The sequence below is a fragment of the Variovorax sp. OK605 genome (assembly GCF_900115445.1).
Lineage (GTDB): Bacteria > Pseudomonadota > Gammaproteobacteria > Burkholderiales > Burkholderiaceae_C > Variovorax.
This window is the reverse complement of record NZ_FOWL01000010.1, coordinates 167,502-183,322: the sequence shown is the minus strand read 5'-3', so window position 1 is coordinate 183,322 and position 15,821 is coordinate 167,502. Positions and strand designations below refer to the sequence as shown.

Sequence of the window (15,821 nt, the reverse complement as noted above, 5' to 3'; positions counted from 1 at the left end):
AGACGCAGGTGCGCCTTCCGCTGAGTTTCGAATTCTTCCCGACCAAGACGCCCGAAGGCGCGGTCAAGCTGCGCGCCGCGCGCCAGCAGCTGTACGTGCGCAAGCCGCAGTTCTGCTCGGTCACCTATGGCGCGGGTGGCTCCACGCACCAGGGCACCTTCGGCGCGGTGCAGGAGATCCTGTCCGAAGGCGTGGACGCGGCCAGCCACTTCTCGTGCATTGGCGCCACGCGCGCCACGGTGCGCGAGCAGCTCGCCGAACTCAAGGCCATGGGCGTGAAGCGCCTGGTGGCGCTGCGCGGCGACCTGCCGAGCGGCTATGGCATCGGCGGCGAGTTCCTGTATGCGAGCGACCTGGTCGCCTTCATCCGTGAAGAGACCGGCCGCGACTTTCACATCGAGGTGGCCTGCTACCCCGAGATCCACCCTCAGGCCCGCTCGCCCGAAGCCGACCTGCAGGCCTTCGCCGCCAAGGTGAAGGCGGGTGCCGACTCTGCGATCACGCAGTATTTCTTCAGCGCCGAAGCCTACTTCCGCTTCGTCGACGACGCGCGCAAGCTGGGGCTCGACACGCCGATCGTGCCGGGCATCATGCCCATCACGAGCTCGACGCAGCTCATGCGCTTCTCGGACGCCTGCGGCGCCGAGATCCCGCGCTGGATCCGCCTGCGGCTGCAGGGCTTCGGCGACGACACGGCGTCGATCAAGGCCTTCGGCCTCGACGTGGTCACCGAGCTGTGCGCGCGGCTGCAGGAAGGCGGCGCCCCGGCGCTGCACTTCTACACGATGAACCAGTCGGCGGCCACGCTGGCCGTGCTGGAGCGCCTGGATTGAGAGGGCGGCGCGCGGCGCTGGCGGCGGGTTCGCTGCGCGGGGGGCTTCGCCTGGCCCTTGTCGCGGCGGCTTGCGCGCTCGCAGGCTGCGCCATGCCGCCGGCCAGCGACGGCAGCAAGCTGCAGCCGCTGCCGCGCGCCATCGCGGTGCCGCCGGGCGCCGCGCCGCGCTCCAGCGTGCCCTCGGTGCGCTATGACCTCGCCGTGTCCGGCTCCGGTGAATTGACGCCGGACGACGGCGTGCCCGGCGACGACGGCCCGCGCGAGGTGTTCGAGCGCGGCGGCGCGTCGTGGTACGGCATCCAGTTTCACCAGCGCAAGACCGCCAGCGGCGAGCGCTTCGACATGACCGCCATGACGGCGGCCCACAAGACACTGCCTTTCAACACGCGCGTGTGCGTTCGCAGCCTCGTCAACGGCAGCGAGGTGCTGGTGCGCATCAACGACCGCGGCCCCTATGCGCTGGGCCGCGTGATCGACCTGAGCCGCGCGGCGGCCGACCGCATCGGCCTGACCGGGCTGGGCATCAAGCAGGTGGCGCTGACGGTGGTTGACCGCGACGGCATGCGTTGCGGCGGCTTGCCGGTGGAAGCGAGCGATGCGCAGGCGCCGGTGGCGGCCGCCGAGCCGAAGCAGCGCGCCAGGGCGCAGGTTCCGGCGCGGCGCAAGGCGGTCGTGCCGGCCCGTCGGCGCAAGTAAGCCCGCCAGCCCGGCGGGGCTCGGGCCCGGAGGCTCAGCCGCCCGATTCGAGCGAGAAGGCGGCGTTGCGGTCCTGGCCCAGACGCTCCACCAGCTGCGGCAGCGCGGCCGCGAGCAGCGGTTTCAGCGTGTAGGGCGGGTTGATCAGGAACATGCCGCTGGCCGGCAGGCCCGGGCGCTGCGTGGCGCCAGAGGCAGCGTCCTTGGTGATCTTGCTCGATTTGACCGTCAGCGTGGCGTGCAGCCACGACTTGCCGGCCTTGGTCGCCATCGTCTTCAGGCGGCGCGGCAGGTCGTGCGCCTCGGGGCGCGGAATGATCGGATACCAGACCGCGTAGGTGCCCGTGGCGAAGCGCTTGAGCGCCTCGGCCGCGAAGTCGAGCACGCGGCCGTAGTCGGTCTTCATTTCGTAGCTCGGGTCCATCAGCACCAGCGCGCGGCGCGAGGGCGGCGGCAGGAACTTGGTGGCGCTGCCGAAGCCGTCTTCGTTCAGCACGGCGATCTGGCGGCCGGCCTCGAGCTGGGCGATGTTGGCGCTCAGCGTGCGGCCGTCGGTCGGGTGCAGCTCGAACAGCTTGAGCTTGTCGTGGTCGCGCAGCAGGTGCTGCACGATGAACGGCGAGCCGGGGTAGACGCGGGCGCCGCCGTTGGGGTTGAAGTCGTGAATCACTTCCAGGTAGCGCGCAATGGCGTCGGCGACCGGAGCTTCGGCTTCGGGCGCTACTTTTTTGGTAGCGGACTTCGCAGCAGGGGCGGGCGTGCCGGGTGTTTTCTTGCCTGAAAGAAGGCGCAGGATGCCTTCGGCCGCTTCGCCGCTGGTGCCGGCGTAGTCGCCATCCAGGCGGTACAGGCCGGCGCCGGCGTGGGTGTCGACCACCGTGAGGGCGGCTTCTTTTTCGAGCATGTGCTCGAGCGTGGCAATCAGCACCGTGTGCTTGAGCACGTCGGCGTGGTTGCCGGCATGGAACGCGTGGCGGTAACTGAACATAGGGGGAGGATGGTAACGGTGTTGGGCCCTGCATATGCGCATTTGCCAGCACAAGGCCATTCTTTATATAATCGCGGGCTTCGCAGCGTTTTTGTAGCCCCGCGGCGAAGACTTCAAACCACCTAAGAGATTCCCACCAGAGGAACGCCGACCGTGGAAAAGGGCTCGCCAAACCCTCTTCAAAGAGAAAAACTCATGACCAAAACGTTCAGCGCCAAGCCCGCTGACGTGACGCACGAGTGGTTTGTGATTGACGCGACCGACAAGGTCCTCGGACGAGTAGCCAGCGAAGTTGCTCTCCGTTTGCGCGGCAAACACAAGGCCATTTATACGCCTCACGTCGATACCGGTGACTTCATCGTCATCATCAACGCCGCGCAACTGCGCGTCACCGGCGCCAAGTCGATCGACAAGGTGTACTACCGTCACTCGGGCTACCCGGGCGGTATCACGGCGACGAACTTCCGCGACATGCAATCCAAGCACCCGGGCCGCGCCCTGGAAAAGGCTGTCAAGGGCATGCTGCCCAAGGGCCCGCTCGGTTACGCGATGATCAAGAAACTCAAGGTGTACGGTGGCGCTGAGCACCCGCATACCGCCCAACAGCCCAAAGTGCTGGAACTGTAAGGAGCCTTGAGAATGATTGGTGAATGGAACAATGGCACCGGCCGTCGCAAATCCAGCGTCGCCCGCGTGTTTCTGAAAAAAGGCACCGGCAAGATCACGGTCAACGGCAAGGACATCCAAGCGTTCTTCGGCCGTGAAACCTCGATCATGATCGCGAAGCAGCCCCTGGCGCTGACCAACAACCTCGAAGCTTTCGACGTGATGGTCAACGTGAACGGCGGCGGCGAATCGGGTCAAGCTGGCGCCACGCGCCACGGCATCACCCGTGCCCTGATCGACTACGACGCAACGCTCAAGCCCGTGCTGAGCCAAGCCGGCTTTGTGACGCGCGATGCGCGTGAAGTCGAACGTAAGAAGGTCGGTCTGCACTCCGCCCGTCGCCGCAAGCAGTTCAGCAAGCGCTGATCTGTTCACTGCGAACACGAAGCCGCCCTCGGGCGGCTTTTTCATTGCAGGGCCGCCTTCGGGCTGCCTTTTTCATTGCAAGGCCGCCTTCGGATTGCTTTTTCGTTGCCGAGGTCGCATCCGACCCCACTTGCGTTGGGGTGCACGCCACACCCCGCCTGCCGAAATTGCGGCATTGCAGTAGCATTGGTTCCATTGGCCGCATGTACGGCCCCAAGGAGTGATTACCCCATGAGCGCCGTAGCCGAAAACATCCAGACCCAGATGCCAGAGCCCATCGTCTTCACCGACAGTGCGGCAGCCAAGGTGGCCGACTTGATCGCCGAAGAAGGCAATCCCGACCTCAAGCTGCGCGTGTTCGTGCAAGGTGGCGGTTGCTCGGGCTTCCAGTACGGTTTCACCTTCGATGAAATCACCAACGAAGACGACACCACCATGACCAAGAACGGTGTGTCGCTGCTGATCGACGCCATGAGCTACCAGTACCTGGTCGGCGCCGAGATCGACTACAAGGAAGACCTGCAGGGCGCCCAATTCGTCATCAAGAACCCGAACGCCACCAGCACCTGCGGCTGCGGATCGAGCTTCTCGGCCTGATGCCTGGATGCTGCTGACCCAGCCTCCCCAGAAAGCCGCCTCCGGGCGGCTTTTTCGTTTCCGCTCCAGTTTCTGTTTCTCCTCTTTCCGATCTTCCCCGCCTGCCCATGACCTCAGAGGCTGAAACCCCCGTCGATCCCGTTCGCAAGAGCCTGCTGTGGCTGGTCGCCGTCGGCTTCTTCATGCAGACGCTCGACGCCACCATCATCAACACCGCGCTGCCGGCGATGGCCGCGAGCCTGGGCGAGAGCCCGCTGCGCATGCAATCGGTGGTGGTGGCCTACGCGCTGACCATGGCGATGCTGATCCCCGCCTCGGGCTGGATCGCCGACCGCTTCGGCACGCGGCGCATCTTCTTCTGCGCCATCGTGCTGTTCGCCGCCGGCTCGGTGCTCTGCGCGCTGTCGCACGGCCTGGGCCAGCTGGTGGCCGCGCGGGTGGTGCAGGGGCTGGGCGGCGCGCTGCTGCTGCCCGTGGGGCGCCTGGCGCTGCTGCGCACGGTGCCGCGCGGGGAGTTCCTGCAGGCGATGAGCTTCGTGGCCATTCCGGGCCTCATCGGGCCCTTGCTGGGCCCCACACTGGGCGGCTGGCTGGTGCAGTACGCCTCCTGGCACTGGATCTTCCTGATCAACGTGCCCGTCGGCCTGCTGGGCTGCCTTGCCACGCTCAAGTACATGCCCGACCTGCGCGGCGCGGTGCAGAAGCGCTTCGACAGCGTCGGCTACGCCATGCTGGCCTTCGGCATGGTCGCGATTTCGCTGTCGCTCGACGGCGTGGGCCTGCGCCAAGGCGGGGTCATGGTCCTGCTGATCTTCGGCTTCGCCAGCATCGTCACCTACTGGCTGCGCGCCTCGCGCACGCCCGAGCCGCTGTTCGCGCCCTCGCTCTTCCACGTGCCCACGCTCAGCATCGGGCTGATCGGCAACCTGTTCTCGCGCCTGGGCAGCAGCTGCATGCCGTTCCTGGTGCCGCTGCTGCTGCAGGTGTCGATGGGCTATTCGCCGGTGCGTGCCGGGCTGATGATGCTGCCGATCGCGATGGCCGGCATGGCCATGAAGCGCGTGGCCACGCCGCTCATCACGCGCCACGGCTACCGCCGCGTGCTGGTGGTCAACACCATCCTGGTGGGCTGCACCATGGCCAGCTTCGGCCTCACGGCGCCGGGCCAGCCGATGGCGCTGCACGTGGTGCAGCTGCTGGCCTTCGGCGCGGTCAATTCACTGCAGTTCACGGCCATGAACACCATCACGCTGAAGGACCTGGACGGCAGCATGGCCAGCAGCGGCAACAGCCTGCTGTCGATGGTGCAGATGCTGGCCATGAGCCTGGGTGTGGCCGCCGCGGGCGCGGTGCTGGCGGGCTACAACGGCATCTTCGGTACCGACTCGCCCGCGCACACGCTGGACGCCTTCCAGGCCACTTTTGCCAGCATGGGGTTGATCACAGTGGCTTCGGCGCTCATCTTCTGGCATCTGCCGTCGGAAGTGCGGGCGCCGCGTCCCGCGCAGCCGGAAGTTTCCGGCCAGGGCTGACCGCGGACGCTCAGGCGGGGTAGATCGCGCCCAGCACCCGCGCGCCGCGCGCGCCGGTCACGCTGGCGAGGTTGCCCGCCTCGCGCCGCACGGTGGCGCGGGCCAGCCAGGCGAAGGCCGCGGCTTCGACCTGCTGCGGCGGCAGGCCGTGCGCGTCCGATGCCGCCACGGTCACGCCGGGCAGCAGGGCGCGCAGCCGGCCCAGCAGGTGGTCGTTCAACGCGCCGCCACCGCAGACGATCAGCAATTTGCTATCTTTTCCGTAGCGTGACACGTCCGCTGCACAGGCGTGAGCGGTCAATTCGGTCAGCGTGGCCTGGACGTCGGCCGGGTCCATCGCCGTGGTGCCGAGTTGCGCGGCCAGCCACGTCGGGTTGAACAGGTCGCGGCCGGTGCTCTTGGGCGGTGCCTTCGCAAAGTACGGGTCTGCCAGCAGCCGGGCGAGCAGTTCGGGCAGCACCTGCCCGCTGGCCGCCCACTGGCCGCCGCGGTCGAAGGGCTGGCCCTGGTAGGTCTGGCACCAGTGGTCCATCAGCGCGTTGCCGGGGCCGCAGTCGAAGCCGAGCACGATGGCGCCTTCGGTCGCGTTGGCGGGCGGCAGCAGGCTCAGGTTGGAGATGCCGCCGATGTTCAGCACGGCCACGGTTTCGCCGGGGCGGGCGAACAGCGCGCTGTGGAAGGCCGGCACCAGCGGCGCGCCCTGGCCGCCGGCCGCGAGGTCGCGGCTGCGGAAGTCGCCGACCACGTCGATGCCGGTCAGCTCGGCGAGCAGCGAGGGGTTGTTGAGCTGGAGCGTGTAGCCGACCTCGTCGAACTCGAGCGGCCGGTGGCGCACCGTCTGGCCGTGCGCGCCGATGGCGGCGACGGTGCTGGCGGCGGTGCCGCTGTCCGCCAGCAACTGCTCGACGACGCCGGCGTAGGCGCGGGCCAGCCCGTTGCCGGCCAGTGCCGCGCGGTGCAGTTCGTTGTCGCCCGGGGTGTTCAGCGCCAGCAGCTCGGCGCGCAGCGCCACGGGAAATTGCGCCGTGGCGTAGGACTTCACCGCGATGCGGCCGTCGGAGAAATCGGCGAGCACGCCGTCCACGCCGTCGAGCGAGGTGCCCGACATCAGGCCGATGAAAAGGTCGGCAGCCATCTCCGGATCAACTCTAGAGAAGCGGGCTGCGCGACCGGATCAGTCGGCGCTGGCCTGCACCACCGAGAAGGCAGCCGCCAGCTCGGTGCGCGCGCCCACGGCGATGCGTTCGAACGCCGGGCGCAGGGCCGCGGTGATCGGTGCGCCGCCTTCTTGCGCGATGGAAGCCGGGTCCTGGTAGACGCCGCCTACGCGGAATTCGAAGTGCAGGTGCGGGCCGGTCGCCCAGCCGGTGGAGCCCACCGCGCCGATGGCCTGGCCCTGGCTCACGCTCTGGCCGGCCTTGACGTCGATGCGGCTCAGGTGCGCATACGCCGTCTGCTGGTTGTTGCGGTGGTTGATGATGATGATGTTGCCGTAGCCGTTCTGCGTGCCGGCAAAGTCGACCGTGCCGTCGCCGACCGTGCGCACCGACGTGCCCGTGGGGGCCGCGTAGTCGATGCCGTTGTGCTGGCGCCAGCTGTTCAGGATCGGGTGCATGCGCATCGCGAAGCCGCTGGACACGCGCGAGAACTCGACCGGCGTCGCCAGGTAGGCCTTGCGCAGGCTGTCGCCGCTCGGGCGGTAGTAGCTGCCCTTCTGGCCCGCGCCCGGAGGCTGGAACCAGACGGCCTGGTGGATCCTGCCGTTGTTCTCGAACTCGGCCGAGAGCACGCGGCCGCTGCGCAGCGCCTGTCCGTCGGCTTCGAAGGTCTCGTAGACCACGGCGAAGCGGTCGCCCTTGCGCAGGGCGCGCACGTCGACGTCGCCCGCGAAGATGTCGGCCAGCTGGCTGGCCACCGCGTCGGGAATGCGCGAGTCGTCGGTGGCGGCGAACAGCGAGGTGCGGATGGTGCCGCTTGCCAGGCGCGTGCCCGGCGTGAGCGCGTCACGCTCGGTCACGCCGGCAAAGCCGGTGGGCGTGCGTTCGATGACAAAGCGCTTGAAGCCGCCGTCGCCGTCGGGAATCCAGCGGGCGCTGAGCTTCTTGAGCTGGTTTTCCTGCGTGGCCTCGGCCGTCACGGTGCGGCCGGCGCGCGAGAAGAGGGCGTTGCGAGCTTCCGAGTTGCCGCGCACGAAGGCGGTGGCGGTGGGGTCGGAGATGCCCAGGCGCTTCAGCAGCGCTTCGGCCGTGTCGCTCGAGCGCGTGACGTCGGTGCGGAACAGCGTGAAGCTGAAGTTCTCCAGCGACTGGCTCTGGTCGGCGAACGACACGGGGGTCGTCGCTTCGAGGATCTGGTGGACCGGGAGGTCGGATGCGTCCGGACCGAGCGAAGCCACCGCGAGGGTGCCGGCGCTCAGCAGGGCGGCGGCGATCATCGCCGTGATCTGCTTGGGGTAGGTTCGAAATGTATAGGCCACGCGAGAAGCAAGGAGCTCCTCGGCGGCAAGAATGCCGTTGATCAAACTTTGAATTCCAGCTCAGGTTCTGCAAATCCGTGCTGCAAGGCCCAGGACGTTCGGGGCGGCAGGAGACGGTGCGGAAGAAGCGCCGCTTAGAATTCGGCGCTTGAAAAGTCGGGCTGAGTATAGCTTCGGCACCCCCAAAATCAGCTAAAAAAGCCCATGAACGCCGAATCTGTTACATCCATGGCCCTCTCAAATAGTGTAGGACGCGCGCTCGAAATATCCCTCCGAGGCGCTGACGAACTGCTGCCGCAGGACGAGTGGGTGCGCAAGCTGCAGCGCTCCGAAGCCACCGGAACCCCGCTGCGCATCAAGCTCGGCCTGGACCCGACGGCCCCCGATATCCACATCGGCCACACTGTCGTGCTCAACAAGATGCGCCAGTTGCAAGACCTGGGCCACCGGGTGATCTTCCTGATCGGCGACTTCACCACCACCATCGGCGACCCGTCCGGGCGCAACAGCACCCGCCCGCCGCTGACCCGCGAGCAGATCGAGGCCAACGCCCAGACCTACTACAGGCAGGCCAGCCTGGTGCTGGACCCCGAGAAGACCGAGATCCGCTACAACTCCGAGTGGAGCGACCCGCTGGGCGCCCGCGGCATGATCCAGCTGGCCGCCAAGTACACCGTGGCCCGCATGATGGAGCGCGACGACTTCAGCAAGCGCTTCAAGGCCGGCCAGTCGATTTCGGTGCACGAGTTCCTCTACCCGCTGATGCAGGGCTACGACTCGGTCGCGCTCAAGAGCGACCTCGAACTGGGCGGTACCGACCAGAAGTTCAACCTGCTCGTGGGTCGTCATCTCCAGCAGGAGTACGGCCAAGAACCGCAGTGCATACTCACTATGCCCTTGCTGGAGGGCCTCGACGGCGTCGAAAAGATGTCGAAGAGCAAGAACAACTACATCGGCATCAGCGAAGACGCCAACACCATGTTCGCCAAGGTGCTGTCGATTTCCGACGACCTGATGTGGCGCTGGTACACGCTGGTGAGCTTCCAGTCGCTGGAGCAGATCGCGGCGCTGAAGGCCGAGATTGCCGGCGGGCGCAACCCGAAGGACGCGAAGGTCGCGCTGGCCAAGGAAATCACCGCCCGCTTCCACAGCGCGGCGGCGGCGGACGCGGCCGAGCAGGATTTCATCAACCGCAGCAAGGGCGGCGTGCCGGACGAAATCCCGGAGGTGTCGCTGTCGGGGGCGCCGCTGGGCATTGCCCAACTGCTCAAGCAGGCCAACCTGGCGCCTTCGACCTCGGAAGGCAATCGCCTGATCGATGGCGGCGGCGTGCGGGTGGATTCGGCCGTGATCAGCGACAAGGCGCTGAAGCTGCCTGCCGGTACCTATGTGGTGCAGGTCGGCAAGCGCAAGTTCGCGCGCGTCACGCTGGGCTGATCCGACCTGGTTTGACCTGACCGGCGCGAAACGCCGGTCAGCGGACCTCGATCGTCACGCGACGGTTGCGCGGCTCGTCGACCTCGTCGGCGGTTGGCACGGCCAGCTCGCGCTCGCCGCGGCCCACTGCTTCGATGCGCTTGGCCGGGAACTGCCGCTCCACGAAGAGCTGCGCCACTTCCTGGGCGCGCCGGCGCGACAGCTGGTCGTTCTGCTCGCCGCTGCCCTTGGTGTCGGTGTGGCCCGTCACCACGATGTCGCTGCCGCTGCGCGACTGCGCCGCGGCCAGCGCCTCGTTCATGATCTGCTGCGACGCCGGCGTCAGCGTGGTGCCACCGAGTTCGAAGTACACCGTGTAGCGCTGCGGCGGGGGCGGGCGCATGTCGAACAGCGGCTTGTTCTCGGCCTGCACCTTGGCCGCGTCGGCCTGGTCGACGACCGGGGCGCCGCGCGCGCCGACGGCGGCCGTGGCGCGCTGGTAGGGCTGGGAGAGCACTTCCTCGCCATCCTTGGCGCGCACCACCACGGCGGAAGGCCTGCCGTCGGCCTGCGGCAGCAGGACCACCCGCGTGCCGGGCGTGGAGCAGGCGGCGAGCAACGCGGCCGCGAGGGTGACGGTGAGCAGGGCGAGGCGGGAGCCGGGTCGGGACATCGTCATCTTCATGGTTGGCCGTCGGCTTGCACGATGAAGTCGGTGCCGCGAATGCCGATGGTGGCGGTCTGCGTTTCGACCCGCACCGCGTCGGGGTTGGTCTTGCCGATGAGGCCCGTGATCATGCGCATGGAGCCGCGCAGCAGCGACACCAGCATGCCGCCTTCGTGCGTGGTGCTGTCGAAGTGGAACTCCTTCAGGTCCAGCCGCGACGAGGGGCCGACCACCAGCGTGGTGTCGTCGCGCAGCACGACGGAGGCCGACGAGTCGGGTCCGGTCACGATGCGGTCGACGGCGCCGAGCGCGTCGCCGGGGTTCGCGGCGCGGGTGGTGCCGGAGCCGTTGAGCAGTTGCACGTTGCCGCGCACCGACTTCACGAAGCCGGCCTGCAGGTCGGCCTTGGCGGTGGTTGCGGGCGGCGCCGCGGCAGGCACTGTGACCGCGGGTGCCGGCGTTGCGGCAGCGGCTGCTGGTGCTGCGGCGGGCGCTGCGACCGGCGCCGCCGGCGGCGTCTGGGTCTGGGGCTGGGCTTGGGCCAACGTGGCCGAGCCCACAATGGCGAGGCTGTACAAGGCGATCAGTAGGTTTTTCATCATCCGGGTCTGACTGTCTGCGAAGAATGTTTCGCAATGGGCAGAAATACTAAGCCGAAGGCGTTACATGTAGACACGCACCCGATAATTCAGGTTCTTCCTGCGGCCTTTTACCGCTTTTCGCGTGGCCATTTCCCCAATTCCAGCTGGATTTCCCATGACGTTTACCCCTAAGACGCTGCTTCGCGTCTCCGTTGCGGTTGCGCTCATCACCATCCTGCTCAAGGGCTATGCAGGTTACCTGACCAACTCGATGGGGCTGATCTCGGACGCGATGGAGTCCTTCGTCAACCTCGCCAGCGCGATGTTCGCACTGGCCATGGTGACCATCGCGGAACGCCCCGCCGACGACGACCATCCCTACGGCCACCACAAGGCCGAGTATTTCTCCTCGGGCTTCGAAGGCATCCTGATCGTCGGCGCCGCCATCGCGATCCTCTGGGTCTCCGTGCAGCGCCTGCTGTCGCCGCAGCCGCTCGAGCAACTGGGCTGGGGCCTGGCGCTGTCGGTGCTCAGCTCGGCCTTCAACGGCGCCCTGGCCGTGCTGCTGTTCCGCGCGGCGCGCACGCACCGTTCCATCGCGCTGGAGGCCGACGGCCGCCATCTCATGACCGACGTCTGGACCTCGGCCGCGGTGGTGGTGGGCATCGTCGGCGTGCAGCTCAGCGGCTGGCTCTGGCTCGACCCGCTGCTGGCCATCGGCGTGGCGCTCAACATCGTGCGCGAGGGCGTCAAGCTGGTGTGGCGCTCGTCGCAGGGCCTGATGGACGAAGCCGTCGACCCCGAGACCCTGGCCACCGTGCGCGCCACCATCGGCGACTTCGCCGCGCGCACGCCCGAGGGCACGCGGCTGCGCTTCGACGACATGGTGACCCGCAGCGCCGGCCAGCGCCGCTTCGCCGACCTGCACATGCACGTGCCCGGCGAGTGGACGCTGCAGCACGCCGCCAGCATGCGCGACGAACTCGAGCAGGCCCTCATGAACGCCGTGCCCGGCCTGCGCGTCACCATCCAGCTGTTGCCCCTCACCATGGAAGCCCGCGCCACCCAGGCCGGCGAACACCACCCCCTATGAAAGCCGTTCTCCAGCGCGTCGCGAATGCACGCGTCGACATTTCAGGGCGCACCGTCGGCGCCATCGACGCCGGCCTGCTGGTGCTGCTGTGCGCCGAGCGCGGCGACACCGACGCGCTGGCCGAGCGCATGCTCGCCAAGCTCCTCAAGCTGCGCATCTTTTCCGACGAGGCCGGCAAGATGAACCGCAGCGTGCAGGACATCGGCGGCGGCCTGCTGGTGGTGAGCCAGTTCACGCTGGCCGCCGACGTGAGCGGCGGCAACCGCCCCAGCTTCACCCAGGCCGCGCCGCCCGACGAAGGCCGACGCCTCTACGACCACTTCGTGGCGCAGGCGCGCGCCGCGCACCCGGTGGTGGCTACCGGCGAGTTCGGCGCCGACATGCAGGTGCACCTGCTGAACGACGGCCCCGTCACGATCCCGCTGCAGATGACGGCGTAGCCGCCGGCACATCGGGCACATCGGGCACATCGCCGTCGTCCATCGACGCCAGCACCTCGCGCAGGTAGTCCATCACCGCCACCGCGGCGTGCGACGGGTGCCGATCGGGCATCGTCAGGATGTAGAGCGCATTGCCCAGCCCTTCGGGCTCCCACTGCGGCAGCACCGGCACCGCGCGTCCGGCCCGCACGTCGTCGGTCATCGCGTAGCGCGGCAGCAGGCCGATGCCCGTGCCGGCCAGCACCGCGCTGCGCAGGTAGGGGAAGTGCTCGGTCTGCAGGTTCAGCTTCAGCCGCAGGTCGCGCCGCTGCGCTCCCCGGTGCATCGGCATCATGAAATGCCGCTCCGGCCCCGGCACGTACAGCACCACGCAGGCCGCCAGGTCTTCCGGCTCGGCGATGGGCGCGTGCCCCGCGAGGTACGAGGGCGCCGCATAGAGCCCCCAGCGGATCGCGCAGATGCGCCGCGCCACCTGGTCCAGCGGCGGCTCCGAGGTGATGCGCAGCGCGATGTCGATCTCGGTGCCGATCAGGTCGAACACCCGGTTGGAGAACAGCACCCGCAGCGACACCTCCGGGTGCGCGCGCTGGAAGTCGAGCAGCCGCGGCCCCACGAAGAACTCGCCCAGCCCGGTCGGGATGCTGATGCGCACGTGCCCGCGCACGGTCTGCCCCAGGCGGTCGATGGCCGCGCGCGCCGACTCCACCTCGGCCAGCATGCGCAGCCCGTGCTCGTACAGCGTGCGCCCCTGCTCGGTGGGCGCCAGCTTGCGCGTGGTGCGGCGCAGCAGCGTGGCGCCCACCTGCCGCTCCAGGTTCTTCAGCTCCTTGCTGATCTGCGAGCGCGTCACGTCGCGCCGGCGCGCGGCCTCGCTCAGGTTGCCGGCGTCCACGATGTCCACCAGCGTGCGGATCAGGTTCAGGTCCAAGTCCATCGGATTGTCAACACAGGAGATACAGACTGAGTCAATGAACGGGAATTGTATGAACCGGGGTGAACGATAAAGATCGATGCCACCAGATTCCCCGGAGACACCATGGACACAGACAACATCTTCAAGGACGGCCTGTTCGCCGGCCAGCGCGTGCTTGTCACGGGCGGCGGCACCGGCCTGGGCTTCGCGATGGCCGAGCAGCTGGCCGCGCTGGGCGCCGAACTGCACCTGTGCGGGCGCCGTGCCAGCGTGCTCGACGAGGCCGCGCAGCGGCTGCGCACGCGCTTCGGCGTGACCGTCGGCACGCACGTGCTCGACATCCGCTCGCCGCAGGCGGTCGACGACATGATGGAAACCATCTGGACGCGCCACGGCCCGCTCGACAGCCTGGTCAACAACGCCGCCGGCAACTTCATCAGCCGCACCGAAGACTTGTCGCCCAACGGCTTCCACGCCATTTCCGACATCGTCTTTCGCGGCACCTTCTACGCCACGCAGGCCGCGGGCAAGCGCTGGATCGCGGCCGGGCGCGGCGGCAGCGTGCTGTCGATCGTGGTCACCTGGGTGGCCACCGGCGCGCCTTTCGTGGTGCCCTCGGCCATGTCGAAGGCCGGCATCGACGTCATGACCAAGTCGCTGGCGGTGGAGTGGGGCCCCAAGGGCATCCGGCTCAACGCCATTGCGCCCGGCGTGATTCCCACGGCCGGCGCGTCGGGCCGCCTGCGCCCGGTCGACAGCCAGGAAAACGCCATGGCCACGCAGAACCCCACGCGCCGCCTGGGCGAGGGCGGCGACATCGGCCGGCTCGCCGCGTTCCTGCTGGCACCGCAGAACAGCTGGATCAACGGCCAGACCATCACCCTCGACGGCGCCGACGCGCTGGCCAACGGCGCCTACTTCACGCAGTACCAGGAATGGGGCGACGCCGACTGGCAGGCTGCGCGCGAGAAGATCCAGGCCCTGAACGCGTCCGACAAGGCGCAGCGCGGCGCGGCATGACGACGACCACCGTGAGGCCCGAATTTCACTTCGAAGGCCGCGTGCTCGACGCCGCCGCGCAACTCGCGCGCGGCGCGCGCCTGGCCGGCGGCCTGCTGCGCCTGGGCCTGCGCGAGGGCGACGTGCTGGCCGTGCTGCTGCGCAACGACGAGACGCAGGTCGACGTGGTGCATGCCTGCCGCCAGGCCGGCATCTACTTCTGCCCGATCAACTGGCACTTCACGCCCGACGAGGTCGGCGTGCTGCTGCAGGACAGCGGCGCGCGCGCCTTGCTGGCCCATGGCGACCTGCTCGATGCGGTGGCGCATGTCGTGCCCGAGGGCACGGCGCTGCTGGCCGCGGGCGATGCGCGCACGCCCGGCGCCAGGCCCTATGAAAGCTGGCTGGCCGCGCAGGCGCCGTACGACGGCCCGCTGGTCTCGCCGCGCGGCCACATGGCCTACACCTCGGGCACCACCGGGCGGCCCAAGGGCGTGGTGCGCCATCCGATCCCGGTGGCCGAGCTGGAGGCGCGCCAGGCCCGCATCCGCGAGGTGGTCGCGCTGACCTTCGGCCTGCGCGCGGGCTGCCGCGCGCTGCTGCCCGCGCCGCTGTACCACAGCGCCCCCAGCCTGTTCCTGCAGAACGCGCTGCTGCTGGCCGAGCGCGTGGTGCTCATGGCGCGCTTCGACGCCGAGGCGCTGCTCGCCGCCATCGCGCAGCACCGCATCGACACCGTCTACCTCGTGCCCATCATGTACGTGCGGCTGCTGCGCCTGCCGAGCGAGGTGCGCGCGCGCTACGACCTGTCGTCGCTGCGCTTCGTGGCCTCCACCGGCGCGCCCTGCGCGCCCGACGTCAAGCGCGCCATGATCGAGTGGTTCGGCCCGGTGATCCACGAGACCTACGCCTCCAGCGAGGCCGGCATGATCACCTCCATCGGCGCCGAGGAAGCCCTCGCGCGCCCGGGCAGCGCCGGCCGCCCGGTGCTCGACGCGCAGGTGCGCATCCTCGACGAGCAGGGCGCGCCGCTGCCCACCGGCGAGATCGGCCTGATCTACGTGCGCCAGCCCGCCTACCCTGACTTCAGCTACCGCCACAACGACGCCGCGCGCCGTGCCATCGAGCGCGACGGCTTCATCAGCCTGGGCGACATGGGCTACCTCGACGCCGACGGCTACCTCTACGTGTGCGACCGCGCGTCCGACATGGTGATCTCCGGCGGCGTGAACATCTACCCGGCCGAGATCGAGCACCGCCTGCTGGCCTTCCCCGGCGTGGCCGACTGCACGGTGTTCGGCGTGCCCGACGCCGAGTACGGCGAGCGCCTGCATGCCGTGGTCGAGGCCGTGCCCGGCACCGATCTGCAAAGCGAAGCGCTGCGTGCCTGGCTGCAGGCCGGCCTGTCGTCCTTCAAGGTGCCGCGCAGCATCGAGATGGCGCCGCTGCCGCGCGACGACAACGGAAAGATCGCCAAGCGCCGCCTGCGCGACCTGCACTGGCAGGGCCAGGCGCGCCGCGTCTAGCAGGCCCCATGGACCGTTTTCGCATCCCCC

General features: G+C 68.6%; 17 protein-coding genes. 11 read left to right on the top strand and 6 right to left on the bottom strand.

Features of this window, described 5'->3' with window-relative positions; all coding sequences use genetic code 11:
• Nucleotides 1-8: 8 nt before the first annotated feature.
• Both metF and BM013_RS25750 read left to right on the top strand, forming a co-directional pair.
• The gene (metF, locus tag BM013_RS25755) at nucleotides 9-833 is read left to right on the top strand and encodes a methylenetetrahydrofolate reductase [NAD(P)H] (RefSeq protein ID WP_093130495.1); all 825 of its coding nucleotides are present in this window, start codon (nucleotides 9-11) and stop codon (nucleotides 831-833) included.
• Nucleotides 834-925: 92 nt separating this feature from the next.
• Complete coding sequence (locus tag BM013_RS25750) at nucleotides 926-1,531, top strand: septal ring lytic transglycosylase RlpA family protein (RefSeq protein ID WP_093130494.1); 606 nt, start codon at nucleotides 926-928, stop codon at nucleotides 1,529-1,531.
• Nucleotides 1,532-1,565: 34 nt separating this feature from the next.
• Here the strand turns inward: BM013_RS25750 and BM013_RS25745 are convergent, their stop codons facing one another.
• Nucleotides 1,566-2,519 carry a 23S rRNA (adenine(2030)-N(6))-methyltransferase RlmJ gene (locus BM013_RS25745; protein WP_093130493.1) on the bottom strand — a complete coding sequence of 318 codons (954 nt, stop codon included), beginning with the start codon at nucleotides 2,517-2,519 and terminating at the stop codon, nucleotides 1,566-1,568.
• Between the two features lie 195 nt (nucleotides 2,520-2,714).
• Between BM013_RS25745 and rplM the strand changes: the two genes are divergently transcribed.
• The 4 genes from rplM (at nucleotide 2,715) to mdtD (ending at nucleotide 5,680) form a co-directional block, all read left to right on the top strand.
• Nucleotides 2,715-3,146, top strand: a complete 432-nt coding sequence (rplM, locus tag BM013_RS25740; RefSeq protein WP_028259766.1) for a 50S ribosomal protein L13 — start codon at nucleotides 2,715-2,717, stop codon at nucleotides 3,144-3,146.
• 12 nt (nucleotides 3,147-3,158) lie between these two features.
• Nucleotides 3,159-3,551 carry a 30S ribosomal protein S9 gene (rpsI, locus tag BM013_RS25735; RefSeq protein ID WP_056577474.1) on the top strand — a complete coding sequence of 131 codons (393 nt, stop codon included), beginning with the start codon at nucleotides 3,159-3,161 and terminating at the stop codon, nucleotides 3,549-3,551.
• 231 nt (nucleotides 3,552-3,782) lie between these two features.
• Nucleotides 3,783-4,148 carry an iron-sulfur cluster insertion protein ErpA gene (gene erpA, locus BM013_RS25730; protein ID WP_007827949.1) on the top strand — a complete coding sequence of 122 codons (366 nt, stop codon included), beginning with the start codon at nucleotides 3,783-3,785 and terminating at the stop codon, nucleotides 4,146-4,148.
• Nucleotides 4,149-4,255: 107 nt separating this feature from the next.
• Nucleotides 4,256-5,680, top strand: a complete 1,425-nt coding sequence (gene mdtD, locus BM013_RS25725; protein ID WP_093130492.1) for a multidrug transporter subunit MdtD — start codon at nucleotides 4,256-4,258, stop codon at nucleotides 5,678-5,680.
• 10 nt (nucleotides 5,681-5,690) lie between these two features.
• Here mdtD and BM013_RS25720 read toward each other — a convergent pair whose 3' ends face one another.
• Both BM013_RS25720 and BM013_RS25715 read right to left on the bottom strand, forming a co-directional pair.
• Complete coding sequence (locus BM013_RS25720) at nucleotides 5,691-6,815, bottom strand: anhydro-N-acetylmuramic acid kinase (protein ID WP_093130491.1); 1,125 nt, start codon at nucleotides 6,813-6,815, stop codon at nucleotides 5,691-5,693.
• A 39-nt stretch (nucleotides 6,816-6,854) separates the two neighbouring features.
• Nucleotides 6,855-8,201, bottom strand: coding sequence for a peptidoglycan DD-metalloendopeptidase family protein (locus BM013_RS25715; protein ID WP_093130490.1), 1,347 nt, complete (start codon nucleotides 8,199-8,201; stop codon nucleotides 6,855-6,857).
• Nucleotides 8,202-8,360: 159 nt separating this feature from the next.
• Between BM013_RS25715 and tyrS the strand changes: the two genes are divergently transcribed.
• Nucleotides 8,361-9,593 carry a tyrosine--tRNA ligase gene (gene tyrS, locus BM013_RS25710; protein WP_093130489.1) on the top strand — a complete coding sequence of 411 codons (1,233 nt, stop codon included), beginning with the start codon at nucleotides 8,361-8,363 and terminating at the stop codon, nucleotides 9,591-9,593.
• Between the two features lie 37 nt (nucleotides 9,594-9,630).
• Here the strand turns inward: tyrS and BM013_RS25705 are convergent, their stop codons facing one another.
• Entirely contained in the window at nucleotides 9,631-10,245 is a 615-nt protein-coding gene (locus tag BM013_RS25705) for an OmpA family protein (protein ID WP_093130613.1), read from the bottom strand.
• Nucleotides 10,246-10,253: 8 nt separating this feature from the next.
• Nucleotides 10,254-10,841, bottom strand: coding sequence for a FecR family protein (locus BM013_RS25700; RefSeq protein WP_177225566.1), 588 nt, complete (start codon nucleotides 10,839-10,841; stop codon nucleotides 10,254-10,256).
• 154 nt (nucleotides 10,842-10,995) lie between these two features.
• Here BM013_RS25700 and BM013_RS25695 point away from each other — a divergent pair, with 154 nt between their 5' ends.
• Nucleotides 10,996-11,913: a cation diffusion facilitator family transporter gene (locus tag BM013_RS25695; protein WP_093130487.1), complete on the top strand. Its 918-nt coding sequence runs from the start codon at nucleotides 10,996-10,998 to the stop codon at nucleotides 11,911-11,913.
• Nucleotides 11,910-12,353 (top strand): D-aminoacyl-tRNA deacylase, encoded by a 444-nt coding sequence (gene dtd / locus BM013_RS25690; protein ID WP_093130486.1) that lies wholly within the window; start codon nucleotides 11,910-11,912, stop codon nucleotides 12,351-12,353. The genes BM013_RS25695 and dtd overlap by 4 nt, the downstream gene beginning before the upstream one ends.
• Here the strand turns inward: dtd and BM013_RS25685 are convergent.
• Nucleotides 12,325-13,281: a LysR family transcriptional regulator gene (locus BM013_RS25685; RefSeq protein ID WP_093130612.1), complete on the bottom strand. Its 957-nt coding sequence runs from the start codon at nucleotides 13,279-13,281 to the stop codon at nucleotides 12,325-12,327. The two genes, dtd and BM013_RS25685, sit on opposite strands and share 29 nt — an antisense overlap.
• Before the next feature lie 123 nt (nucleotides 13,282-13,404).
• Here BM013_RS25685 and BM013_RS25680 point away from each other — a divergent pair, with 123 nt between their 5' ends.
• Nucleotides 13,405-14,286, top strand: a complete 882-nt coding sequence (locus BM013_RS25680) for an SDR family oxidoreductase (protein ID WP_093130611.1) — start codon at nucleotides 13,405-13,407, stop codon at nucleotides 14,284-14,286.
• Nucleotides 14,283-15,791 (top strand): AMP-binding protein, encoded by a 1,509-nt coding sequence (locus tag BM013_RS25675; RefSeq protein WP_093130485.1) that lies wholly within the window; start codon nucleotides 14,283-14,285, stop codon nucleotides 15,789-15,791. Before BM013_RS25680 ends, BM013_RS25675 begins: the two co-directional genes overlap by 4 nt.
• The last annotated feature ends 30 nt before the right edge of the window (nucleotides 15,792-15,821 follow it).